This window comes from Geobacillus sp. (assembly GCF_017515625.1).
In the GTDB taxonomy this organism is placed as follows: Bacteria; Bacillota; Bacilli; order Bacillales; family Anoxybacillaceae; genus Geobacillus; species Geobacillus stearothermophilus.
Genome location: NZ_JAFWFM010000155.1, coordinates 1 through 23501 on the forward strand (window position 1 = coordinate 1; position 23501 = coordinate 23501).

Below are 23501 nucleotides of genomic sequence, written 5' to 3' on the forward strand. Positions count from 1 at the left end.
TATGAGAGTGAAATCATGGGAAATATTTGCAAGAAAATTAAAAAATATAATCAAATCAAAATTGATCTTCTCAAAATAGTTAAGTGTATTGATTGTTGTACGGAAGATGAAAAAGAACTTTACCAGAACAAAGAAGTGACAAGCTTGTTGCCCAAATGATTCGCCGATTTGTTTGAAATCCCTAAGACCCAATATTCAATCACTGTGTATGTAATGGGTGTAATATGGGAAAACGATTGCCTTCTTTTTGTCTCCACCGCCCTTGACGATTCTTTCCCACCTTTGTCGGGTGTTGGTCAAGGGCGACTCCATCCTTGAACATCCCTCCGATACTCAAGGGGATGGTCTATATGGAGTCTTCATAACGCGCTTTTGACGCGACCCTTTGCTATCCTCGCCCGCCGCAAAAAAAGGCACCTTTCTTGGCAAACAGCCGAAAGGTGCCTGTAATGATTCTGTTATCGGTTATTTTTTCAAATTGTAAAACGAACGAATGCCTTGGTAAATAGCCGTATGGCCGAGTTCATCCTCAATGCGGAGCAGCTGGTTGTATTTCGCGACGCGGTCGGTGCGCGACGGCGCGCCTGTTTTGATTTGGCCGGCGTTGGTGGCGACGGCGATGTCGGCGATCGTGCTGTCTTCCGTTTCGCCGGAGCGGTGCGAGACGACAGCCGTGTAGCCGGCGCGTTTCGCCATTTCGATGGCGTCAAACGTTTCGGTGAGCGTGCCGATTTGGTTCACTTTGATCAAAATCGAGTTGCCGACGCCTTTTTCAATGCCTTCGGCCAGTTTTTTCGTGTTCGTGACGAACAAGTCGTCACCGACAAGCTGCACTTTTTTGCCGAGTCGCTCGGTCAACAGTTTATGGCCTTCCCAGTCGTTTTCATCGAGCCCGTCTTCGATCGAGATGATCGGATATTTCGATACAAGCTCTTCATACCAAGCGACCATTTCTTCCGACGTTTTCACAACGCCTTCGCCTTCAAGATGATATTTGCCGTCTTCTTTGTTGTACAGCTCGGATGAAGCAACGTCCATGGCGAGCATCACTTGTTCGCCCGGTTTGTAGCCGGCTTTTTCGATCGCTTCGATGATCGTTTGCAGCGCTTCTTCGTTCGATTTCAAGTTCGGGGCGAAGCCGCCTTCATCGCCGACCGCGGTGTTGTAGCCTTTCGATTTCAGCACCGCTTTTAAGCTGTGGAAAATTTCCGCCCCCATGCGCAACGCTTCGCGGAAGCTTTCCGCCCCGACTGGCATGATCATAAATTCTTGAATGTCGACGTTGTTGTCCGCATGCGCGCCGCCGTTTAAAATGTTCATCATCGGCACCGGCAGCGTTTTGGCGTTAAAGCCGCCTAAGTAGTGGTACAGCGGCAAACCAAGCTCGTCCGCCGCCGCGCGGGCCACGGCAAGCGAAACGCCCAAAATGGCGTTGGCGCCAAGTTTGCTTTTGTTTTCCGTGCCGTCAAGCTCAATCAACGCGCGGTCGATCGCCACTTGGTCGGTCACTTCAAGGCCGATGATTTCCGGCGCGATGATTTCGTTGACGTTTTCGACCGCTTTTAACACCCCTTTGCCGAGGTAGCGGTTTTTGTCGCCATCGCGCAGTTCGACTGCTTCATATTCCCCAGTCGAGGCGCCGCTTGGCACCAGGGCGCGGCCGAAACCGCCTTCTTCTGTATACACTTCCACTTCTACGGTTGGGTTGCCGCGCGAATCGAGCACTTCGCGAGCGTAGACATCGATAATGGCAGACATGGGAACACACTCCTTTTCGTATCGTTTTCTCAAGATCATCATTATTTGACAATCAACGATTTCCCCGTCATTTCTTTCGGCTGCGGCAAGCCGAGCAAATCGAGCATCGTCGGCGCCAAATCGCCTAAGATGCCGCCGTCTCTAAGCTTGATGCCTTTTTTCGTCACGATGACCGGCACCGGATTCGTCGTATGAGCCGTTTGCGGCTTGCCGTCCGGCGTCAATACTTCATCGGCGTTGCCGTGGTCGGCGGTGATGATGGCGATGCCGCCTTTGGCCAAAATGGCATCGACGACTTTGCCGAGGCATTCGTCCACTGCCTCCACCGCCTTGATCGTCGGTTCGAGCTTGCCCGAATGGCCGACCATATCCGGGTTGGCGTAGTTCAAAATGATCGCATCGTACTTATCGGCTTCAATTTCCTTGAGCAGCGCATCGGTCACTTCATAGGCGCTCATTTCCGGCTTCAAGTCATACGTCGGCACTTTCGGCGAGTTGATCAAAATCCGGTCTTCGCCTGGAAATTTCTCTTCGCGGCCGCCGCTCATAAAAAACGTCACGTGCGGATATTTTTCGGTCTCGGCGATGCGCAGCTGGCGCAGTCCGTGCTGCGACAGCACTTCCCCGATCGTGTTGTCCAAGTTCGTCGGCTTGAACGCCACGTACCCTTTCACCGTTTCGCTGAAATGGGTCAAGCAGACAAAGAACAAATGCTTCGGATGTTTCGGGCCGCGGTCAAACTCGCGGAAATCTTCGTTCGTAAACGTGTTTGAAATTTGGATCGCCCGGTCAGGGCGGAAATTATAGAAGATAATCGCGTCATTGTCTTGAATCGTCGCCACCGGCCGGCCGTCTTCGCGGACGATGACCGACGGCAGGACGAATTCGTCGTAAATGCCGTGTTTGTACGAGTCCTCGATGCACTCGAGCGGATCGCGGTACGTCGGCCCTTCCCCGTACACCATCGCCCGATACGCCTTTTCGACGCGGTCCCACCGCTTGTCGCGGTCCATCGAGTAGTAGCGGCCCGATAACGTCGCGATTTCGCCGACGCCATATTCCTTGATTTTTTCCTGCAGTTCTTTAATGTATTGCGGCGCTGTTTGTGGGCCGACGTCGCGGCCGTCCAAAAAGCCGTGGATGTACACGCGCTTCACGCCTTCTTTCGCCGCCAAGCGCAAGAGGGCGTACAAATGGTGAATATGGCTGTGCACCCCGCCGTCGGAAAGCAAGCCGAACAAATGCAAACTTGTCCCGTGTTGTTTCACATGGTTCATCGCCGCCAAAAACGTTTCATTTCGGTCAAACTCGCCTTCGCGAATGGCAATGTTGATTCGCGTTAAGCTTTGGTACACAATGCGCCCGGCGCCGATGTTGAGATGGCCGACTTCCGAGTTGCCCATCTGCCCTTCCGGAAGCCCGACCGCCTCGCCGCACGCCTTGAGCGTTGTGTGCGGGTATTCGTTCCAATAGCGGTCAAAGTTCGGTTTGTTCGCCTGAGCGACCGCATTGCCGTACGTTTCGTCGCGCAGCGCAAATCCGTCTAAAATGATGAGCGCAACCGGTTTTTTACTCATGACGCCCCGCCTCCACCAATTGCAAGAATGAAGCCGGCTCGAGGCTCGCCCCGCCGACTAAGGCGCCGTCGATCTGTTGTTGCGCCAAGAAGTCGCGGATGTTGTCTGGTTTGACGCTGCCGCCGTATTGAATGCGGATCGCTTCCGCCGCCTCCGGGCCAAACAGGCGCGAAACAACCGAACGGATATGGCCGCAGACGCTGTTGGCGTCTTCCGGTGTTGATGATTTGCCCGTCCCGATCGCCCAAATCGGCTCGTAAGCGATGACCGCTTGCTTCACTTGTTCCGGCGTCAAGCCGGCGAGCGCTTTTTCCACTTGCGAGGCGACAACCGCGTTCGTCTGCCCCGCTTCCCGCTCCTCAAGCGATTCACCGCAGCAAATAATCGGTATAAGCCCGCGGGTGAAGGCGGCCAACACTTTTTTGTTCACGGTCTCATCTGTTTCGGCGAACATTTGCCGGCGCTCCGAATGGCCGAGGATGACGTACGTGACGCCGAGGTCTTTCAGCATGACCGGGCTCACTTCGCCTGTGTACGCCCCTTGATCGGCAAAGTGCATCGTTTGCGCCCCGATTTTTAAATCCGTGCCGTCTGCCGCTTGCACCAACCGATCCAAAAAGAGAAACGGCGCGCAAACGACGGAATCGACTTCGTCGGCCGGCGGCACGTGCCCTTTTACGTCCTCGACAAATTGAACCGCTTCCGCTAATGTTTTATGCATTTTCCAGTTGCCTGCAATGATCGGTTTTCTCATCGTTCACCCTTCCTTTCAATGGGCGGAGTCAGCCGCCATGCGCCAAATCCGGCGCCGTGGGTCATTTGTCTTCGAGTGCGACGACACCCGGCAGCTGTTTTCCTTCCATAAACTCGAGCGAAGCGCCGCCACCGGTGGAGATATGATCCATTTTGTCGGCCAAGCCGAATTTCTCAACCGCCGCCGCCGAATCCCCGCCGCCGATGACCGAATAGGTGTCGAGCGCTTCCGCCAGTGCTTCGGCGATCGCTTTTGTCCCGTGGGCGAACGCGTCCATTTCAAAGACGCCCATCGGGCCGTTCCAGACAACGAGCTTCGACTCGCGAATGACATCGCGGTACAATTCGCGCGTTTTCGGGCCGATGTCAAGCGCCGACCAATCGGCTGGAATCGCGTCAATCGGCACGACTTTCGTGTTGGCGTCGTTCGCAAACCGGTCGGCGACGACCACGTCCACCGGCATATAAAAACGGACGCCTTTTTCTTTCGCCTTTTCCATAAACGATTTGGCGAGTTCGATTTTGTCCTCCTCAAGCAGCGACTTGCCGACGTCATGGCCGAGCGCTTTGACGAACGTATACGCCAGTCCGCCGCCGATGATCAAGTTGTCGACTTTTTCAAGCAAATTGTCGATGACGCCGATTTTGTCTTTCACTTTCGCCCCGCCGATGATCGCTGTAAACGGGCGGTCCGGATTCGAAAGCGCCTTGCCAAGCACTTCAAGTTCTTTTTCCATCAAAAATCCGGCCACCGCCGGCAAGTAATGGGCGATGCCTTCCGTCGACGCATGAGCGCGATGGGCGGCGCCGAACGCATCGTTGACATATAGATCCGCAAGCTCCGCAAACGCTTTGGCGAGCTCGGGATCATTTTTCTCTTCGCCAGGGTAAAAACGGACGTTCTCAAGCAAGAGCACATCGCCTTCGTTCAAACGGTCGACCGCCGCTTTCACCTCATCGCCGACCGCTTCATTCGTTTTGGCGACCGGCCGTTCAAGCAGCTCGCCGAGCCGCTTCGCAACGGCATCCAAACGCAATTCTTCGACCACTTTTCCTTTCGGGCGGCCGAGGTGGCTCGCCAAAATGACTTTCGCCCCGTGCTCGATCAAATAGCGGATCGTCGGGAGTGCGGCGCGAATGCGCGTGTCATCGGTGATAGCGCCTTGCTCCATCGGAACGTTGAAATCGACGCGGCAAAAGACGCGCTTTCCCCTCACATCAACGTCGCGGATCGTCTTCTTGTTCATCGTTCGTGCCCCCTTTTGGCTACAGTTTGGACAAGGAAAAGGAGTGGGGATCATTTCCCCGCTCCCCTCCATTTTCCTATTATAGACTTGAACAGGCGGAAAACTCAGCGCCAAGCTGGTTTTACAGCCCTTTCGAGGCGATGTAGGCAGCCAAGTCGACGACGCGGTGCGAATAGCCCGTTTCGTTGTCATACCACGAAACGACTTTCACCATTTTGCCATCAATGACCATTGTCGACAACGCGTCGATCGTCGACGAAACGGTGCTGCCATTGTAGTCGCGCGACACGAGCGGTTCTTCGCTGTAGGCCAAAATGCCTTTCAGCTCGCCTTCAGCTGCTGCTTTCAACGCGGCATTCACTTCTTCGACCGTCACTTCTTTTTCCAATTCCGCCACCAAGTCGACAACGGATACGTTCGGCGTCGGCACGCGCATCGCCATGCCGTTCAACTTTCCTTTCAATTCCGGCAAAACGAGCGCGACCGCTTTCGCCGCCCCGGTCGTCGTCGGAATGATCGATTCGGCCGCGGCGCGAGCCCGGCGCAAATCTTTATGCGGCAAGTCCAAAATTCGTTGGTCGTTTGTGTACGAGTGAACGGTCGTCATCATGCCGCGGACGATGCCGAATTGTTCATGCAGCACTTTGGCAAACGGCGCCAAGCAGTTCGTCGTGCACGACGCGTTCGAGATGACATGATGGGCTTTCGGATCGTATTTGTCTTGGTTGACGCCCATGACGATCGTAATGTCTTCGTTTTTCGCCGGGGCGGAAATGATCACTTTTTTCGCACCCGCTTCCAAATGTTTGGCGGCGTCTTCGCGTTTCGTGAAGCGGCCGGTCGACTCAACGACGATGTCAACGCCGATCTCGCCCCACGCCAAGTTCTCCGGATCGCGTTCCGCCTTGACGATGATTTCTTTGCCGTTGACGACCAAGTTGTTGCCGTTCACTGACACTTCGGCATCCAAACGGCCATGGACAGAGTCGTACTTCAACAAATGAGCAAGCGTATTCGCATCGGTTAAATCGTTCACCGCCACCACTTCAATGTCCGGGTTTTTCAATGCCGCGCGGAAGACGTTGCGTCCGATGCGGCCAAATCCGTTGATTCCCACTTCGACTGCCATCTTATTTTCCTCCTTGCGATTGGATTGTATCAGCAAGGGAGATTACTCCCCTACGAACGCTTTTGCGGCTCCTTCGTCCGTCACCAATATCGAGTGCGGCGCCCGTTTCATGTACGCGCGAATGGCTTTCGCCTTCGACGCCCCTCCGGCGACGGCGATGACATGCTCGACATGCGGGAGGTGTTCAAGTTGAATGCCGACTGTTTTCACTTTATGGACGACGTCGCCGTACTCGTTGAAATAGTAGCCGAACGCCTCGGCGGCCGCATGGCGGGCGATGATGTTCTCCATCTCTACAGGCGGCGTCTTCCGCCGCTTGGCCATCGTCACCGCTTCACCGATGCCATGGACGACCATGCGGCATGATTGGATGAGCTCAAGCACTTCTTTCACCGCCGGCTCTTCGACAAGCGACGCGTACGCTTCATCGCTCAGCTGGTCAGGCACGTGCAGCAACCGATAGCGGCCCATCGCTTTTTCCGCCATTTTCGCACAAATCGTGTTCGCCTGATTCTCGACATCTTCGCCAAGGCCGCCGCGCGCCGGCACGAACAACACATCACGAAGCTTCGAATCCGGCGTCATCATCTCCGCGACCGCCGCCATCGTCGTTCCGCCGGCCACGGCGACGATGTCCCCGGGCTCAAGCAGCTCCTTCATGCAGGCGACACACGCTCTACCCATTTCTTTTTTTACCCAAGGGGAACGGTCGCTATCCCCGGCAACGACAATCACCCGCGGAATGCCGAGCTGTTCCTGCAGCGCGGCTTCCAGCTCTTTGAGTCCGAGCGCTTCCCGCATCAAATCATTGAGCGTATGAAGGAGCGCCTGGCCTTCCTCCGTCAACCGCATGCCCGACACATCGGTGGAAAGCAAGTTTTGTCCTTTCAAAAATTCTGTTTCCGACCGGAGAACCCGCTCGCTCATGCCGAGGCTCGCCGCCAGCGCCCGCCGCCCGATCGGCGCCATAAGCGAAATAGAGTACAAAATTTGATATCGTTTTTGCATAACGTCAAGCAAGTCGGGCGATAATTTTTTTAATGCCTCTACTAACGGTTGCATCGATCCTTTCCCTTAGCAGAACATAGGGACGTTTTTTGTCCCGGTATGACATATTATGTCCCGCCAATCGATAAAAAATTCCTCCCGCGCTATTTTCATTATAGCAGGAGGACGATAGCAGTTCAACTATTTTTTGCCCGCCGCAACCGTTTTCTCACCGTTTCTTTTTCAATCATCCCATACCCGATTTCTTCCCCGTCAAGCTCGACGACCGGAATCATCAACTGATATTTCTCGAGAAGCGCGTCGTCTTCATAAATATCGATCTCTTCCATCGTAAACCGATAGTCTGCCTGCAGCTCCGTCAAAACCGCTTTCGCTTTGTCGCAAAGCGGACAGTTCGTCTTCGTGTACAACCGGATGTGCATCGCGTTCTTCCTTTCTTTCACCGGTCGCATCAAGCTCCGGTGTATTGCTTTCGTTTCGCCGAAGAAGGAATGCGCAGCTGCTCGCGGTATTTGGCGACCGTGCGGAGCGAAATGGCGATGCCGTATCGGCCATGAAGCAAATCAGCAAGCTGTTGGCCAGAAAGCGGCGTCTGTCGGTCTTCCGCCGCGATCAGCTCTTGGATGATCGCTTTCACTTGAGCGGAGGAAAGCCACCTCGATCGTTTCCGCCAGCTCGTCGCGCTCAGGAAGACGTTCAAGCTGCAGCAAGAGGCATTCCGCCAAATCGCGGGCGCCGACTCCCGGCGGGTCGAGCGACTGCACAAGGCGCAGCCCCCGTTCCATCTCTTGTTCCGATGCGGAAAACCGCGCCGCCAGCTCGGCAAGCAATGAAAAACGACCGCAAACGCGGTCGTATCAAGGGGGTTGGGAATCTCAATCCGAACTTGTCAGATCGTTGGAACGCCCTCGGCAGGATTCGAACCCACGCTAAGAGAACCGGAATCTCTCGTGCTATCCACTACACTACGAGGGCATGGAAGTTCATGATTTCTCTATTTCGTTCCGTTGCATGTTCTATTATAGCAGGATCGTGCAAAAATGCAAGGGGAAAATGCAATAAAAAAACAGGAAAAATCAGGCCTTTGTTCCTTCCACATCAATGCCACCGCCACAGGCAACTGGTTAAAAAAATAAAAAAGCGGTTATGATGAAAAGAGGGATGTTCCCGCTAGCCGCGAATATGTTATAAAGAATGGGGAAGGTCGTTTTGTTTGACCTTCATTGACCATTCGTGTATGATGAAGGCGTACATATTGATCCATTAGGATGGAAAAGGAGGCGTTTTGGGATGTATTTGATTCCGACTGTCATCGAACAGACGAACCGCGGGGAGCGGGCGTACGACATTTATTCGCGCTTATTGAAAGACCGAATCGTGTTCCTTGGCAGCCCGATCGACGACCAAGTGGCCAACTCGATCGTGTCGCAGCTGTTGTTTTTGGCGGCGGAAGACCCGGACAAAGATATTTCCTTGTACATCAACAGCCCGGGCGGCTCGATCACAGCTGGCCTGGCGATTTACGACACGATGCAGTTCATCAAACCGGACGTATCGACAATTTGCATCGGCATGGCCGCTTCCATGGGGGCGTTTTTGCTTGCCGCCGGTGCGAAAGGGAAACGGTTCGCCTTGCCAAACAGTGAAATCATGATCCACCAACCGCTCGGCGGCGCCCAAGGGCAGGCGACGGAAATCGAAATCGCAGCGAAGCGCATTTTGTTCTTGCGCGACAAATTGAACCGCATTTTGGCGGAAAACACCGGCCAGCCGATCGAAGTGATCGAACGCGATACGGACCGCGACAACTTCATGACAGCGCAAAAAGCGATGGAATACGGCATTATCGACCGGGTGCTGACGCGCGCTGATGAAAAATAAGGCATGCACACGTTGGTAGAACCGCTATAGAGCTGCGCCTGCACCGACATTGACGAAAAAAGGCTGCTTCCGACAAAAACGGAGCAGCCTTTTCCATTCCTTTCCCCGCCAGCCCCACACGCTGCTTTACTTTTCCTTTTGCACATAGGCGGCGAGCTTTTCGATCGCTTCTTGCTCATCCGGACCGTCGGCAATGAGCGTGATCACCGCTCCATGGCCGATGGCGAGGCTCATCAAGCCCATAATGCTTTTCGCGTTCACCTGTTTTCCATCTTTTTCCAAAAATACATCAGCGGAAAAACGGTTCGCTTCTTGGACAAACAACGCCGCCGGGCGCGCCTGCAGCCCGGTTTCTAATTTTACTTTCACTTGTTTTTCCACCATTCTCCATCTCCCCTTTACAGCGATTTATGGAAATCGATCGGCTTTCCAGCCCGCAGCCGCTCCGCGATCTCATCAATTTTGCGTAGCCGGTGGTTGATGCCGGATTTGCTGATTTTGCCGCCGGCGACCATCTCGCCAAGCTCTTTCAGCGTCACGTCTTGATGCTCGATGCGAAGCTTCGCGATTTCCCGCAGCTTCGCTGGCAAGGCGTCGAGGCCGATCGTCTCGTCGATGTAGCGGATGTTTTCCACCTGGCGAAGCGCAGCGCCGATCGTTTTGTTCAAATTGGCCGTCTCGCAATTGACAAGCCGGTTGACCGAGTTGCGCATATCGCGGACGATGCGGATGTCTTCAAAGCGGAGCAGCGCCTGGTGAGCGCCGATGATGTTCAAAAACTCGGCAATTTTCTCTGCCTCTTTTAAATACGTAATAAACCCCTTTTTCCGTTCCAACATTTTCGCATTTAAAAAAAAGTGGCTGTTCATCAGTTCACATAAAGAGCGGTTATGATCCTCGTACAAAGAAAAAATCTCCAAGTGATACGAGGACGTCTCCGGATTGTTGACCGAGCCGCCGGCCAAAAACGCACCACGCAAATACGAGCGCTTACAGCATTTTTTCTTGACAAGTTCCGGATCGATGTCATGAATGAACGAAAAATCGCCGTTCCAAATGCAAAGATCACGGAGCAGCGGGGCGGCGCCGTCGGTAATGCGGACGATATACACGTTATTTTTCTTTAAACGCATTTTTTTGCGGACAAACAGCTCAACCGCGACGTCATACCCTTTTTTCAACAGCGTATAAATGCGCCGGGCGATCGCCGCATTTTCCGTTTGGACATCGACCGCCATCCGCCCGCCGGAAAACGACAGTGAGCCGTTCATGCGCAACAGCGCCGACAGCTCGGCCCGCAAGCAGCAGCGCTTGACCTCTAAATTCGTCAGCTCCTTCTTCGTTTCGGACGCAAAAGACATGATCGTTCCACCTCCATTCGCTCCCGTACCGGCCGGTTGGAGGTGCCCAACTCTCGGCGCGGCCATGCGGCCGCCGCCCCTCGCGCCCCGTCTCCTTGGCCTATGCGTATGCGGATCAGGCACACAGCGCCCGCCGTCTAGCAGCGGGGAAGCAGCCCGAGAAGGAGGGCGGCGACTTTCCCTGTATTATGGCGAATGACCCCATCATCGTACGTAACAATATCGTCACGGATCACCTGCACGCCGAGCGTGCCGCTGTCATCATGCACCGGCTCGGCCCGCTCCTCTTCATACCGGCGGCGGATGGATTCCGGAATCGCCCCGCTGTTGACGATGACGGCATCCAAAAACGGGACGCCAAGATGGTCATGAAGCGCCTTCACATGGTCGCTCACCGTATAGTGCGGCGTCTCGCCGGCCTGGGTCATAATGTTGCATATATAGACTTTTTTCGCCTTCGCCTTGCACACTTCCTGCCCGATTTTCGGCACGAGCAAGTTCGGCAAAATGCTTGTGTACAGACTCCCCGGGCCGATGACAATCAAGTCGGCGCCGCGGATGGCGGCGGTCGTCTCCGGCAACGGTTCAATATCTTCCGGGGTTAAAAACACCCTCTTAATTTTTTTCCCCGCGCCAGGAATTTTCGACTCGCCCGAAATAATGGTACCATCTTCCATTTCCGCGTGCAACACGACGCTTTTGTTCGCCGCCGGCAACACTTGGCCGCGTACGTTCAACACTTTGCTCATTTCGCGGATCGCCTTCACAAAATCGCCGGTGATCGATGTAAGCGCCGCCAAAATCAAATTGCCGAGCGAGTGTCCCGATAAGCCGTTGCCGTTTTGAAAACGGTGTTGAAACAGCTCAACAATAAGCGGTTCGACATCAGACAGCGCGGCGAGCACGTTGCGCACATCCCCAGGCGGCGGGATGTGCAGTTCGTCCCGGAGCCGCCCGGAACTCCCCCCGTCATCGGCGACGGTGACGATAGCCGTCAAGTCAAGATCGTGCTGTTTCAGACCCCGAAGCAGGACGGGAAGCCCAGTGCCGCCGCCGATGACGACGATCTTCGCTGCTCGTTTGTCTCTCATCGATGCGCTTCCTTTCTCCTCTCCATGTCCCGGTGCGAGACAACCGTTTTATAATTGGCGGAAAAATGGCGGGCGATATGCTCAGCGAGCGCCACGGAACGATGCTGACCGCCCGTGCAGCCGATGGCGATCACCAGCTGGCTTTTTCCTTCGCGCTGGTAATACGGCAGCATAAACGCCAGCAAATCAATCAGCTTTTCCAAAAACTTTTGCGTTTCTCCCCATTTGAGCACATATGACGCCACTTCCTCATCGAGCCCGGTTTTCGGCCGCATATGCTCAATGTAGTGCGGGTTCGGCAAAAAGCGGACATCAAACACCAAGTCAGCGTCAATCGGGATGCCGTATTTAAATCCAAACGACATAACGTTGACCATAAAGCCGGACTGGGCGTGCGATGAAAACTGGCGGACGATTTTCTCCCGCAGTTCGCGCGGCTTGAGCCCAGTCGTGTCATAAACGATTTGCGCCCGCCCTTTGAGCTCCTCAAGCAGTTTCCGCTCCAGGCGGATGCCTTCAAGCGGCGGCTCATTCGGCGCGAGCGGATGCGTCCGCCGCGTTTCTTTATAGCGGGCCACAAGCGTCGAGTCTTGCGCATCCAAAAACAAAATTTGCGGCATAATCCACGCCTGCCCGGCCAACTCATCGAGCGCGGCAAACAAGTGGTCGAAAAGTCGCGGCTGCGCAAATCCATGACGAGCGCGACTTTATTCATTTTATTCCCGGACTCTTTCACAAGCTCCAAAAACTTCGGCAACAGCGTCGGCGGCAAGTTGTCGACACAAAAAAAGCCGAGGTCTTCAAAGCTTTGGATCGCCACCGTTTTGCCTGCCCCGGACATGCCGGTGATGATAACGAGTTGAATCGGTTGCTGCGCCCCGTGTTTCCCCATTTTTCTGCTCCCCTTCCGCTAACTTGGATCAAGACGATATGAAAGCAACTCAAACTCCTCCGTATATACAAACGTTCCGTACATGACCCCTTTGCCTTTGACAGCGTATTCTAAAATATGGTAGTCTCCTGGGGCCATCGGCAACGTGGACAGCGCTTCAACCTTATGCCAAGCGAGCGTCCCTTCTTCGGAAGACGGCACGTTTTCGCCGATGAAGTCGTCGGCGAAAAACGTAAACATCATCCACTCCGATACCGTTTCATTCCCGTTTTTCATCACGATCGTAAAGACGCCTTTCAGCTCTGGATTTTTCAAATAAATGCCCGTCTCTTCCCGGTATTCACGAATGCATGCTTCGCGCACCGTCTCACCGGGCTCCATTTTCCCGCCCGGAGCGACCCACCAGCCGCGCCTCGGCTTTTGCAACAGCAGCACTTGGCCGTCTTTATATAATACGCAGTTTGTCACCCGTTGCAATTCGTTCACCCCAACCATCCGCAAACACGCACATAATCATCTTTATTTTACCATAAATAGTTAGGCCGCTCCACCTTCAAACCGCTGGAAACCGTCCGCTTCCCGTCTGCAAAAACCTCGGGGCCCAACATTCCGCTTCCAGCCGAAAGACGCCATCCCCGCCGTTTCAAGCGAAACGGCAGGATGCAAGCGCCCGGCAAAAAAAGAGACGCGGACAAACGCCCGCGCCAAAAAGGATCTATATAAAAGGGGGTCAATTACTTACTTATAGCATACGACAAATGTGTTGCGCCCGTGTTACATCTGGGTTAAATAACCATTACGATTTGATTGCGATTTGGTTACCGGATCAGCTGACCCCTTGCTTATGGAGCTTTTCTTTCAGTTCCTCAACGTAATGCTGGGCGCTTTGCGCGGCGATGCTGCCGTCGCCGGTAGCCGTCACGATTTGCCGGAGCGTTTTTTCCCGCACATCACCGGCGGCGAAAATGCCCGGCACTTTCGTCTCCATCTTTTCGTTCGTGACGATATAGCCGTTTTCATTCGTGATGCCAAGATTGGCAAACGGCTTCGAGAGCGGCACCATCCCGATGTAAATGAAAACGCCGTCGCACGGAAATTCGCGCTCCTCGCCCGTTTGCGTATGCACAAGCGTCACGCTGCCGACTTTTCCGTCCTTTTCGTTGATTTGTTTCACCGTATGGTTCCAGATGAAATCAATTTTTTCATTGGCGAACGCCCGGTCTTGCAAAATTTTTTGCGCCCGCAGCTTGTCGCGGCGGTGAACGATCGTCACTTTATTGGCAAACCGCGTCAAATAGACGCCCTCTTCGACCGCTGAGTCGCCCCCGCCCACGACAACCAAATCTTTCCCTTTGAAAAACGCCCCGTCGCACACCGCACAGTACGAAACGCCGCGGCCGCCGAGCTCCGCTTCACCCGGTACGCCGAGTTTTTTATATTCCGCTCCGGTGGCGATGATGACCGCGCGGGCCTTGTACTCTTTGTCGCCGACGATGACCGTTTTGTACGCCTCGCCATCGATGATTTCTTTCACATCGCCGTATGCGTACTCCGCGCCGAATTTTTTCGCATGCTCAAACATTTTCGTCGCCAATTCCGGGCCTAAAATCGTTTCAAAGCCAGGATAGTTCTCGACTTCCTCAGTGTTGACCATCTGCCCGCCCGGGACGCCACGCTCGATCATCAGCGTCGACAAATTGGCGCGCGATGTATAGACAGCCGCCGTCAGCCCAGCCGGCCCGGCTCCGGCAATAATGACATCGTAAATTTTTTCGTCTGCCACACCGTCCACTCCCTCGCTTGAGAATCATTCCATTTTCATCGTATAAAAGTCGATTCGCCCTGTCTATTGATTTGCTCATGTATAGAGACGGCGCGCTTTTTGCACGTATTTTTGCACCGTCGACGCCGAAACGCCGTATTTGGCCGCCATCTCTCTTTGCGTCACACGCTCTCCTTGCTGACGACGCCACATGTATTCAATCGCCGCCGCCCACGCCGCTCCGTTCGCAAACCGTTCGCCATCGGCCAGCGGATGGACGGCAATCGCAAACGCAAAGCGGCAGAGTGCTTCCTTTTCTTCATTATTTGCCGAAAGCGCATCGACCATACGGCCGACGTTCCCCGCCCGGGCGGACGAGCCGTCGGTCAAGCCAAATAAAAACGAGTCGATGAATGGACGCAAGCGCGGGTCGGCCGGCAACAAGCGGCAGATCGCCAGCGACATGGCCGTTTCCTCCGCTTGCTTCGAGCGGCTGAACAAATATAAGCCGTACAACTGGTCAGCCAATCCTTCCTGCTCAATCCAGCGGATGATGCGGGCAAACGCTTCGTCGAACGACGGAACAGCCCACGGCTCCTCGCCGCGCTTTTCCGGATGAAACACGAGAAACTCTTCCCACATGTTCCGAGCGAGCGATTCATGCCCCGTATGGTAGGCGGTGCAGGCGAGCCAGTAGTAAAACGGCCCGTCGCCGCGAAAGCCGCTTTTGTACAGGCGGTGCAGCCAGCGGAACGCCAAATCGAACCGCCCGACAAGCGCGAACGTCGCCCCGAGCTTGTATTGATGCTCATGGAAAAACGGATAAAGCCCGGCGAGCGTCCGGCAAAGGGAAGAGACTTGCTCCTGATCATGCAAGTAATACGCGAAAACGAGCGCATTGCAAAGCGCATGCAAATTGCCGGGATCGCGTTTGAGCACTTCACGCACTTTCTGTTTCGCTTTGTCGACATCGCCGCTGTAAAAATAAGCAAGCGCCAGGTTGTTGTGCGCCGCCCACACGTCCGGATAGCGGACGACAATCGCCTCGAGCGCCTCAATCGCTTCCGCAAACCGCTCCTCCTCAAGCAAACGGCGGGCCCGATCCTCCAGCACCATCAGTTGCTCCTCTTCTTCCGTCCATTCTGAGCCATCGAGCCGAAGCAGCTCAAGCAAGTCGGCGGCATCGTCGGCAAACTCCCCGTCCGGCTCATTCGCCAAGTACTGTTCAGCGTATTGCCGAGCCTCGCGGAACAAGCCGAGGCAGGCGAAATTGTTCGCCAAAAAATACAAACAGTCGTCCATCGTTTCATCGAGATCATGAATAATTTTGAACAGCCATTGGTTTGAAAACTGGTATTCACCAAGTTCGGACAATACTAGCGCCAGCTGCAGGGCAAACGACGCATCGCGCTCATCCAAACGGACAGCGCGCTCGAAATACTTCCTCGCCTTATGCAAATCGCCCCAATCGTATGCTTTCATTCCTTTTTTGAAAAAATACTCTCCGTTCAGGATAAACGGCACAATCGTCGCTTTTCGTGATGACTGCTTCAGTTGTTTTCCCATTCTGTCCTCCGTTGTCCGTAAAATTCGTCGAGCAACAGTATATCATATTGGCCGCTGAAACAAACAACAAAACTCAGCTCAAAAACATGGCAGCAGCGCCATTGCCGTCCGCCAAACGGCGGAGACGTCAAAAAAGGATGCCCCGCCCTCCGGCTGCCTCCGCGGTTCGCTCACGCGAGCCATGAGCCCGGCAGTCTGAGTGGCGGGCATCCCGTTTTTCCATTCCTCCGTTTCCAATCGTTCCCGTGAACAAGCCTTCGCCAACCATCGGCTTACGATTAGGTTTGTTCCGCTGCTTCCGTTTTTTGTGCGTGCCGCTCGGCAAGCGTTGCCAGCACGGCGTCAAGCGGCAACTTTTGTTCCCGCAACAGCACAAGCAAATGGTACAACAAATCAGCCGCTTCCCATTTCAGCTCGTCATGACTCCGGTTTTTCGCCGCAATAATCACTTCGGCCGCTTCTTCGCCGACTTTTTTCAAAATCTTATCGACGCCTTTTTCAAACAAATACGTCGTGTACGACCCTTCTGGCCGTTCGGCGTCGCGCTTGGCGATGATCTGTTCGAGCTCGTTCAAAATGGCGAACCGGTCGGCCTGCGGCGCGCGCGCCGCGCCGTCCAGCGAGCGGGAAAAGCACGAATACGCGCCCGTATGGCACGCCGGACCCGCCGGCTCGATGAGCACGAGCAACGCATCGGCGTCGCAGTCGTAGCGGATGTCGACAACGCGCTGCACGTTTCCAGATGTCGCCCCTTTATGCCACAACTCTTGGCGCGAGCGGCTATAAAACCATGTTTCTCCGGTCTCGATCGTTTTTTCGAGCGACTCTTTGTTCATATAGGCGAGAGTGAGCACTTCCTTGCTTTGCGCATCTTGGACGATCGCGGGCACCAGCCCTTTTTCATCAAAGCGAATGTCTGCCGTCATCGCACGTTCACCCCTCTTTCTTTCAAGTACGCTTTCACTTGTCCGACCGACGTTTCTTTGTAATGGAAAATCGATGCCGCCAGCGCCGCGTCCGCTTTCCCTTTTTCGAACGCTTCGAGGAAATGCTCGGCCTTGCCGGCGCCGCCGGACGCAATGACCGGAACGCTGACCGCTTCGCTCACCCGCCGCGTCAAGGCAATATCAAAACCGTTTTTGCCGCCATCGGCATCCATGCTCGTCAGCAAAATCTCCCCGGCGCCAAGACGGACCGCTTCCTGCGCCCACGCGACCACTTCCCATTCGGTCGCGTTGCGGCCGCCGTGCGTATAGACGCGCCATGAACCAAGCGTTTCATCGTATTTCGCGTCAATGGCAACGACGATGCATTGCGAGCCGAAAAAGTCCGCCCCTTCCGCGATCAAGGCCGGATGGAGCACCGCGGCGGTGTTGAGCGATACTTTGTCGGCCCCGGCGCGCAGCATCCGCTTCATATCGTCAAGCGAATGAATCCCCCCGCCGACCGTAAACGGAATGGCGAGCTCGGCAGCGACGCGCTCGACGACATCGACCATCGTTTTCCGGCCTTCATGGGAAGCGGAGATGTCCAAAAAGACGAGCTCGTCCGCCCCTTGCTCATCGTACGCCTTCGCCAGCTCCACCGGGTCGCCGGCATCGCGCAGCTGGACAAATTGCACTCCTTTGACGACGCGGCCGTCTTTCACATCGAGGCACGGGATGATGCGTTTCGTGATCATCGCTCGCTCACCGCCTTTAACGCTTCCGCTAGCGTAAACTGATTCGTATAAAGCGCCTTGCCGACGATCGCACCGCCGATGCCTTGTCCAGCATATTGGCAGAGCGCGCGCAAATCGTCAAGCGAGCTGACGCCGCCAGAAGCAATCACTTCTTTTCCCGTCGCCTCGGCCAACCGGACCGCGGCGGCGATGTTCGGGCCCGACAGCGTGCCGTCCGTTGCAATGTCCGTAAAGATAAACGTCTCCGCCCCCGCCTCGGCGAGCATCCGCCCGAGTTCTTCCGCTTTCACGTTGGACGTCGCCAGCCACCCTTCCGTCGCCACGAAGCCGTCGCGGGCGTCAATGCCAATCACGATGCGGCGGCCGTATGTTTGGAGCATCTTTTTCACAAACGGCGGATCGGCAATGGCCGCGCTTCCTAAAATGACGCGGGCGACCCCATTTTCTAAATAATACACGATATCCTCTTCCGTCCGGATGCCGCCGCCGACTTGCACGTTGACGCCCAGGCGGGCCGCTTCAATGACAAACCGGTCGTTGACGCGCCGCCCTTCTTTCGCCCCGTCCAAATCGACCATATGAATCCACTCCGCCCCTTGGGCCGCGAATTGCTCGGCCATCGCGACCGGCGAATCGCCGTACACCGTTTCTTTGTTGTAATCGCCTTGCAGCAGGCGGACGCACTTGCCGCCGCGCATATCGATCGCCGGATAAATCGTAAACGCCGCCATCAGCCGTTCCCCCTTCCCGTGGCGATGCCGACATAATTGTTCAAGATGCTCATGCCGACCGCACCGCTTTTTTCCGGATGAAACTGTGTGCCAAACACACAGCCGCGCCCGACGACCGCCGGAACATCAACGTCATATTCACTGCTCGCAAGCACGACGTCCTCATCCCCTGGAATGACATAATACGAATGGACAAAATACACATGCCCTTCCTCGACGCCACGAAGGAGCGGCGACGGACGATGAAAGCGGAGCCGGTTCCAGCCCATGTGCGGCACTTTGTATGGCTCGCCGGTTTTCGTGACGCCCGGAAAACGGACGACGCGGCCGCGAAGCAAGCCAAGCCCTTTTGTCGGCCCGTTTTCTTCGCTTTCGTCAAACAACAGCTGCATCCCTAAACAAATGCCGAGCAGCGGCGTGCCGTTTTCAACCGCCGAACGGATGAAAGCAGCTAGGCCTGTCTCATTTAAAATGTGCATCGCATCGCGAAACGAGCCGACACCGGGCAAAATCAGCCCGCGCGCCTGCTCGAGCTCCTCTTTGTCGCCGCTCACGATATACGGGCAGCCGAGCCGCTCGAGCGCTTTGCGGACGCTGTATAAGTTGCCCATGCCATAATCGATGATCCCGATCATCGTCGTCCCATTCCTTTCTTCCCTGATCCATGCCCATCCCCTTGTTCAATGAACAACGGTATGGCGGCATGCTTTTTTACGGCGCTCCTTCCATGTGCAAACCTCTCCTTGGCATCCGGTCGCCTTTCCTGCATCCATGGAGCTTTTCCCGCAGGAAGCGCTGCCTCGATCCGACCGCCTTTCCTGCGCCTGCGGAACTCTTTCCCCACGGGGGGCGCCCCACTCCATCGGCTACAGCATCCCTTTTGTCGACGGAACGCCTTTGACGCGCGGGTCGATCATCGTTGCTTCATCGAGCGCCCGCCCGAGCGCCTTAAACACCGCTTCGACCATATGGTGCGTATTGCGCCCGTAATGGACGATGACATGCAAGTTCATCCGCGCTTCAAGCGCCAGTTTCCATAAAAACTCATGCACGAGCTCGACATCAAACGCGCCGACTTTCGCTGCCGGAAACTCGCCGCGAAACTCAAAATGCGGGCGATTGCTCAAGTCGATCACAACTTGCGCCAAGGCGTCATCCATCGGCACAAACGCGTTGCCGTACCGCTTGATTCCTTTTTTGTCGCCAAGCGCTTCCTTGATCGCCTGCCCGAGGCAAATGCCGATGTCTTCCGTCGTATGGTGGTCGTCAATATGCGTGTCGCCTTTCGCGTCAATGCGCAAATCGAACTGGCCGTGCTTGGCGAACAAATCGAGCATATGGGTTAAAAACGGCACGCCCGTTTCCAGTTCGGCTTTTCCTTCGCCGTCAATCGCCAAACGCAGCTCAATGCTCGTCTCGTTCGTCGTTCTTGCGATCATCGCTTCCCTTGCCATCATTCATTCCCCTTTCTCGAGCCGCACCTCAATGGCGCGCGCGTGCGCCTCCAGCCCCTCGAGGCGGGCAAAGGCGGCGATTTTGTCGCCATGTTGTTTCAATGCGGTTTCACTGTAAACAATCACGCTTGATTTTTTCACAAACTCGTCAACGCTCAAGCCGCTTGAGAATCTGGCCGTGCCGTTGGTTGGCAGCACGTGGTTCGGCCCGGCGAAATAGTCGCCGACCGGCTCGGAGCTGAAGCGGCCGAAAAACATCGCTCCCGCATGGCGGAGCCGGCCGAAAAGCGCGAGCGGTTCTGCCGTCATCACTTCCAAATGCTCTGGGGCCAGTTCGTTCACGACATCCACCGCTTCCTCAAGCGTCTCGGTGACGTAAATGGTGCCGTAGTTCTCGAGCGCCGCTTGGGCAATGTCGCGGCGCGGCAGCGTTTCCAGCTGCCGTTCGACTTCGCTCGCCACCGCCAGCGCCAATTTCATCGACGGCGTCACCAAAATGGCCGACGCCCGCACGTCATGCTCGGCTTGCGACAACAAATCGGCCGCAATCTCATCCGCATGCGCCGTCTCATCGGCGAGCACGACAATTTCGCTCGGCCCGGCGATCATGTCGATCGCCACATGCCCAAACACTTCCCGCTTCGCCAATGCCACATAAATATTGCCCGGCCCGAAAATTTTGTCAACCGGCCGGATCGTTTCCGTCCCGTAAGCAAGCGCGGCGATCGCCTGCGCGCCGCCGACTTTGTAAATTTCCGTCACGCCGAGTTCATAGGCGGCGGCCAGCACCCCAGCCGGGAGCGTGCCGTCTTTGTTTGGCGGCGAGGTGATGACAATCCGTTTCACCCCCGCCACTTGTGCGGGAATAACGTTCATCAGCACAGACGACGGATAAGCGGCCGTCCCGCCTGGCACGTACAACCCGACCGCATCGAGCGGCGTCACCTTTTGTCCGAGAATGGTGCCGTCTTCTTTCGTCATCCACCATGATTCGCGCTTTTGCCGCTCATGGTAGTCGCGAATGTTCGCCGCCGCTTGGCGAATGATCTCTAGCATCTCCGCGTCCATCGCCGCATGCGCGCGCTTCATTTCCGCTTCCGTCACCTTGAGCGAATCCAAGCGGACGCCGTCAAACCGTTCCGTGTATTCTTTCAGCGCTTCGTCGCCGCGGGTGCGCACAGCGGCGATGATATCGAGCACCGCACGCCGCTGCTCCTCCGTTCCGCTTTCAATCGTCCGCCTTAGCGACACGCCACCTCGGATCCGTTCGATTTTCATCGTTCGCTCCCCTTTCTATGGCATCGATCTTTCTATGGCATCGATCCGTTTTCCTCCACCAAGCCCCCATCAGCGCCGCGGACGCCGTTCCGCCAACGCCGCGCCGAGCCTCCATCAAGCTCTCTGCGGACAACCGCCCGTTTCCATCTTTTTCTATGGTTGTGGAATCACCGCCGCCAATCGGTCGACCAACCGCTCAATGTCCCCGCCGTTTAGCCGGTAGCTCGCCGGGTTGACAATCAGGCGCGACGTCACCTCGGCGATTCGTTCCAGCTCGACAAGCCCGTTTTCTTTCAATGTCCGTCCGGTCGAAACGATATCGACGATCCGGTCGGCAAGGCCGATCAGCGGGGCGAGCTCGATCGAGCCGTTTAGGCGGATGATCTCAACTTGCTCACCTTGTTCGCGAAAATACGTCGACGCGATGTTTGGATATTTCGTCGCCACCCTTGGCGCGATTTCATTCATCTTGGCACCGGGCAGCCCGGCGACCGCCAAATGGCAGCGGCTGATGTGCAAATCGAGCAGCTCATAGACGTTCCGTTCTTCCTCCATTAAGACATCTTTTCCCGCTATGCCCAAATCCGCCACCCCATGTTCGACATAGGTGACGACATCCATCGGTTTCGCCAAAATAAAGCGCATCTGCTCCTCCGGCACGTCAATGACAAGCTTGCGCGACTCGTCAAATTCCGGCGGCAGCACATAATCCGCCCGCTGCAGCAGCTCGACCGCCTCATCAAAAATGCGCCCTTTTGGCATCGCAATCGTCAGCATCACTCTTCCTCCCTGCTCGTCGTCATGTGCAAACGCGGCGCTTTTCCGCCAAACTCTCCCTCTCGCCGAACTAGCGCAGCCGGACACCCTCGTGGCTTTAGCCGTTCCATCTCCCGCCTCATCGACAGCCGTTCCAGTCGTTCCTGTTCGAGACGTTCTCCTCTTTTTGCGGCATTCATTGCCCGCTGCGGCCAAGCAAATAGACGATCGACCGGTAGCGCTGGCTGTAGGCGTCAATATCACGAATGCCGGCAATATGCTGCAAGACGACGCGCTTGCCTTCCACCCGTTTCGCCTCGGCGAGCTCCACCGCTTCCGCCAGCCGCTCTTGGCTAAAGACGATGCACTCGATGTCGCCGCGCACATCCGTTTCCCCAATCGCCTCAATCAACCGATCGACGCGCAACCCAACCCCCGTCGCCGGCGCCGGGCGCGAGAACTTCGCCAGCAAATCATCATACCGCCCGCCGTTGCCGATCGGGAATCCGACTTGCTCGGCGTACACGTCAAATAAAATGCCGGTGTAATAGCTCATATGGCTGACAAGCGCCATATCGAGCTTCACCGCCTCGGCCACCCCATACGTCCGAAGCGCTGCCATGAGCGCCGCCAGCTCGTCAGACGCCCGCCGCCCCTCCTCGCTTGTGACGAGCGTTTTCGCCTGTTCGATCACGTCCGTTCCGCCGCGCAAGGAAAGAAGATCCAACAGCCGCTTTTGATCGATCGACGAAAGCGGCCACGACTTCACATGTTCGCGGTAACCGACGTAATTTTTCTCATATAAAAAACGGCGCAATACACTCGCCCGCTCCTCATTCCCTAAAATCTCCAAAAACAGCGCATTGACATACCCGATATGGCCGATGGCCACCGAAAAGCGGCCCAACCCCACGCGCTTCAACAACGCGACCATTAAGCTGATGACTTCGGCGTCGGCGGCCACCGTGCCGTCGCCGATCAGCTCGACGCCGATCTGCTCAAACTCCGCCGGCCGACCGCCCTCGCGCTGCTGGGCGCGGAACACGTTGGCGTTGTACGCCAACCGGAGCGGATTGCCGTCGTCATAAAGCCTTGACGCCGCCACCCGGGCGATCGGCGCCGTCATATCGGGCCGAAGCACGAGCGTATGCCCTTGCTGATCGAGGAGCTTAAACAGCCGATGATCGGCAATCGCCGACGCCGCCCCGACCGTTTCATAATACTCAAGCGTCGGCGTTTCGATAAACTCGTACCCCCAGCGCTCAATTTCTTCCGCCATCACCGAGCGCACTTGCTTTTTCAACTCATATAAAAACGGCAGCGTATCGCGCATGCCCAACGGTTTTTCAAACATGAACAGCTTTTTTGCCATGTCCCCACGCCCTTTATCGAAATACTTCAGGAAATACTTTAGTTTGCTAATATGGTAGAGAAGTGAAGTTATTAGTAGTTTACTCCTTTGCGGCCACAGCGTCAAGGGGAAAACGCTTTGCCAATAACAAAACGGACAAGATCGCTTCAAAAAACTAGAAGCGCTTGTCCGTTTCGTTCCACACGGCATAGGCAGTGATCTGCA

The 23501-nt window shown here is 55.6% G+C and carries 23 protein-coding genes, 1 tRNA gene and 2 pseudogenes; 1 reads left to right on the plus strand and 25 read right to left on the minus strand.

All coding sequences use genetic code 11. The annotated features are described in order from the left end of the window. Positions 1 to 465: 465 nt before the first annotated feature. The 10 genes and pseudogenes from eno to IKE44_RS09340 all read right to left on the minus strand — a co-directional run bounded on the left by eno (position 466) and on the right by IKE44_RS09340 (position 8447). Entirely contained in the window at positions 466 to 1758 is a 1293-nt protein-coding gene (eno, locus tag IKE44_RS09295) for a phosphopyruvate hydratase (RefSeq protein WP_033015097.1), read from the minus strand. A 41-nt stretch (positions 1759 to 1799) separates the two neighbouring features. Further along, positions 1800 to 3335 carry a 2,3-bisphosphoglycerate-independent phosphoglycerate mutase gene (gpmI, locus tag IKE44_RS09300; RefSeq protein WP_033015095.1) on the minus strand — a complete coding sequence of 512 codons (1536 nt, stop codon included), beginning with the start codon at positions 3333 to 3335 and terminating at the stop codon, positions 1800 to 1802. Then, on the minus strand, positions 3328 to 4089 hold the full coding sequence (tpiA, locus tag IKE44_RS09305; RefSeq protein WP_033015090.1) for a triose-phosphate isomerase: 762 nt from the start codon (positions 4087 to 4089) through the stop codon (positions 3328 to 3330). Before tpiA ends, gpmI begins: the two co-directional genes overlap by 8 nt. Positions 4090 to 4150: 61 nt before the next feature. Continuing rightward, entirely contained in the window at positions 4151 to 5335 is a 1185-nt protein-coding gene (locus tag IKE44_RS09310; RefSeq protein ID WP_033015089.1) for a phosphoglycerate kinase, read from the minus strand. Between the two features lie 121 nt (positions 5336 to 5456). Then, complete coding sequence (gene gap / locus IKE44_RS09315) at positions 5457 to 6464, minus strand: type I glyceraldehyde-3-phosphate dehydrogenase (protein WP_287465715.1); 1008 nt, start codon at positions 6462 to 6464, stop codon at positions 5457 to 5459. A gap of 42 nt (positions 6465 to 6506) precedes the next feature. Next, the gene (locus IKE44_RS09320; RefSeq protein ID WP_033015080.1) at positions 6507 to 7526 is read right to left on the minus strand and encodes a sugar-binding transcriptional regulator; all 1020 of its coding nucleotides are present in this window, start codon (positions 7524 to 7526) and stop codon (positions 6507 to 6509) included. Positions 7527 to 7648: 122 nt separating this feature from the next. After that, positions 7649 to 7894 (minus strand): glutaredoxin family protein, encoded by a 246-nt coding sequence (locus IKE44_RS09325; protein WP_033015078.1) that lies wholly within the window; start codon positions 7892 to 7894, stop codon positions 7649 to 7651. Positions 7895 to 7923: 29 nt separating this feature from the next. Continuing rightward, a complete protein-coding gene (locus tag IKE44_RS09330; RefSeq protein WP_230581333.1) occupies positions 7924 to 8172 on the minus strand; it encodes an RNA polymerase factor sigma-54 in 249 nt (82 codons plus the stop codon). A 28-nt stretch (positions 8173 to 8200) separates the two neighbouring features. After that, a pseudogene (locus IKE44_RS13850) lies at positions 8201 to 8257 on the minus strand (hypothetical protein); the annotation flags it as partial. A 118-nt stretch (positions 8258 to 8375) separates the two neighbouring features. Next, positions 8376 to 8447, minus strand: a tRNA-Arg gene (locus IKE44_RS09340). A 315-nt stretch (positions 8448 to 8762) separates the two neighbouring features. Between IKE44_RS09340 and clpP the strand changes: the two genes are divergently transcribed. Then, positions 8763 to 9353: an ATP-dependent Clp endopeptidase proteolytic subunit ClpP gene (gene clpP / locus IKE44_RS09345; protein ID WP_049625145.1), complete on the plus strand. Its 591-nt coding sequence runs from the start codon at positions 8763 to 8765 to the stop codon at positions 9351 to 9353. A gap of 126 nt (positions 9354 to 9479) precedes the next feature. Here clpP and IKE44_RS09350 read toward each other — a convergent pair whose 3' ends face one another. From IKE44_RS09350 to IKE44_RS09420, 15 genes and pseudogenes are all read right to left on the minus strand, one after another. Next, positions 9480 to 9737, minus strand: a complete 258-nt coding sequence (locus tag IKE44_RS09350) for an HPr family phosphocarrier protein (protein ID WP_033015070.1) — start codon at positions 9735 to 9737, stop codon at positions 9480 to 9482. 14 nt (positions 9738 to 9751) lie between these two features. Beyond that, positions 9752 to 10714 carry a DNA-binding protein WhiA gene (whiA, locus tag IKE44_RS09355; RefSeq protein ID WP_033015064.1) on the minus strand — a complete coding sequence of 321 codons (963 nt, stop codon included), beginning with the start codon at positions 10712 to 10714 and terminating at the stop codon, positions 9752 to 9754. Positions 10715 to 10851: 137 nt separating this feature from the next. Then, positions 10852 to 11805 (minus strand): gluconeogenesis factor YvcK family protein, encoded by a 954-nt coding sequence (locus IKE44_RS09360; RefSeq protein ID WP_049625143.1) that lies wholly within the window; start codon positions 11803 to 11805, stop codon positions 10852 to 10854. Further along, positions 11802 to 12697, minus strand: a pseudogene (rapZ, locus tag IKE44_RS09365) (RNase adapter RapZ). The gene IKE44_RS09360 and the pseudogene rapZ overlap by 4 nt, the downstream one beginning before the upstream one ends. Positions 12698 to 12715: 18 nt before the next feature. Further along, complete coding sequence (locus tag IKE44_RS09370; RefSeq protein ID WP_033015058.1) at positions 12716 to 13192, minus strand: NUDIX hydrolase; 477 nt, start codon at positions 13190 to 13192, stop codon at positions 12716 to 12718. Between the two features lie 331 nt (positions 13193 to 13523). Beyond that, the gene (trxB, locus tag IKE44_RS09375; protein ID WP_013146376.1) at positions 13524 to 14480 is read right to left on the minus strand and encodes a thioredoxin-disulfide reductase; all 957 of its coding nucleotides are present in this window, start codon (positions 14478 to 14480) and stop codon (positions 13524 to 13526) included. A 75-nt stretch (positions 14481 to 14555) separates the two neighbouring features. Continuing rightward, complete coding sequence (locus tag IKE44_RS09380; RefSeq protein WP_287465719.1) at positions 14556 to 16025, minus strand: tetratricopeptide repeat protein; 1470 nt, start codon at positions 16023 to 16025, stop codon at positions 14556 to 14558. A gap of 278 nt (positions 16026 to 16303) precedes the next feature. After that, positions 16304 to 16951 (minus strand): bifunctional phosphoribosyl-AMP cyclohydrolase/phosphoribosyl-ATP diphosphatase HisIE, encoded by a 648-nt coding sequence (hisIE, locus tag IKE44_RS09385; RefSeq protein WP_033015053.1) that lies wholly within the window; start codon positions 16949 to 16951, stop codon positions 16304 to 16306. Beyond that, on the minus strand, positions 16948 to 17706 hold the full coding sequence (hisF, locus tag IKE44_RS09390; protein WP_049625142.1) for an imidazole glycerol phosphate synthase subunit HisF: 759 nt from the start codon (positions 17704 to 17706) through the stop codon (positions 16948 to 16950). Before hisF ends, hisIE begins: the two co-directional genes overlap by 4 nt. Further along, positions 17703 to 18437: a 1-(5-phosphoribosyl)-5-[(5-phosphoribosylamino)methylideneamino]imidazole-4-carboxamide isomerase gene (gene hisA, locus IKE44_RS09395; RefSeq protein ID WP_049625141.1), complete on the minus strand. Its 735-nt coding sequence runs from the start codon at positions 18435 to 18437 to the stop codon at positions 17703 to 17705. The genes hisF and hisA overlap by 4 nt, the downstream gene beginning before the upstream one ends. After that, on the minus strand, positions 18437 to 19072 hold the full coding sequence (gene hisH / locus IKE44_RS09400; protein ID WP_287465720.1) for an imidazole glycerol phosphate synthase subunit HisH: 636 nt from the start codon (positions 19070 to 19072) through the stop codon (positions 18437 to 18439). Before hisH ends, hisA begins: the two co-directional genes overlap by 1 nt. Before the next feature lie 231 nt (positions 19073 to 19303). Next, on the minus strand, positions 19304 to 19891 hold the full coding sequence (hisB, locus tag IKE44_RS09405; RefSeq protein ID WP_033015142.1) for an imidazoleglycerol-phosphate dehydratase HisB: 588 nt from the start codon (positions 19889 to 19891) through the stop codon (positions 19304 to 19306). Positions 19892 to 19894: 3 nt separating this feature from the next. Continuing rightward, complete coding sequence (gene hisD / locus IKE44_RS09410; protein WP_033015041.1) at positions 19895 to 21169, minus strand: histidinol dehydrogenase; 1275 nt, start codon at positions 21167 to 21169, stop codon at positions 19895 to 19897. Between the two features lie 153 nt (positions 21170 to 21322). After that, positions 21323 to 21946 carry an ATP phosphoribosyltransferase gene (gene hisG, locus IKE44_RS09415; RefSeq protein ID WP_287465721.1) on the minus strand — a complete coding sequence of 208 codons (624 nt, stop codon included), beginning with the start codon at positions 21944 to 21946 and terminating at the stop codon, positions 21323 to 21325. A 175-nt stretch (positions 21947 to 22121) separates the two neighbouring features. After that, complete coding sequence (locus IKE44_RS09420; RefSeq protein WP_049625139.1) at positions 22122 to 23297, minus strand: ATP phosphoribosyltransferase regulatory subunit; 1176 nt, start codon at positions 23295 to 23297, stop codon at positions 22122 to 22124. Between the last annotated feature and the right edge of the window lie 204 nt (positions 23298 to 23501).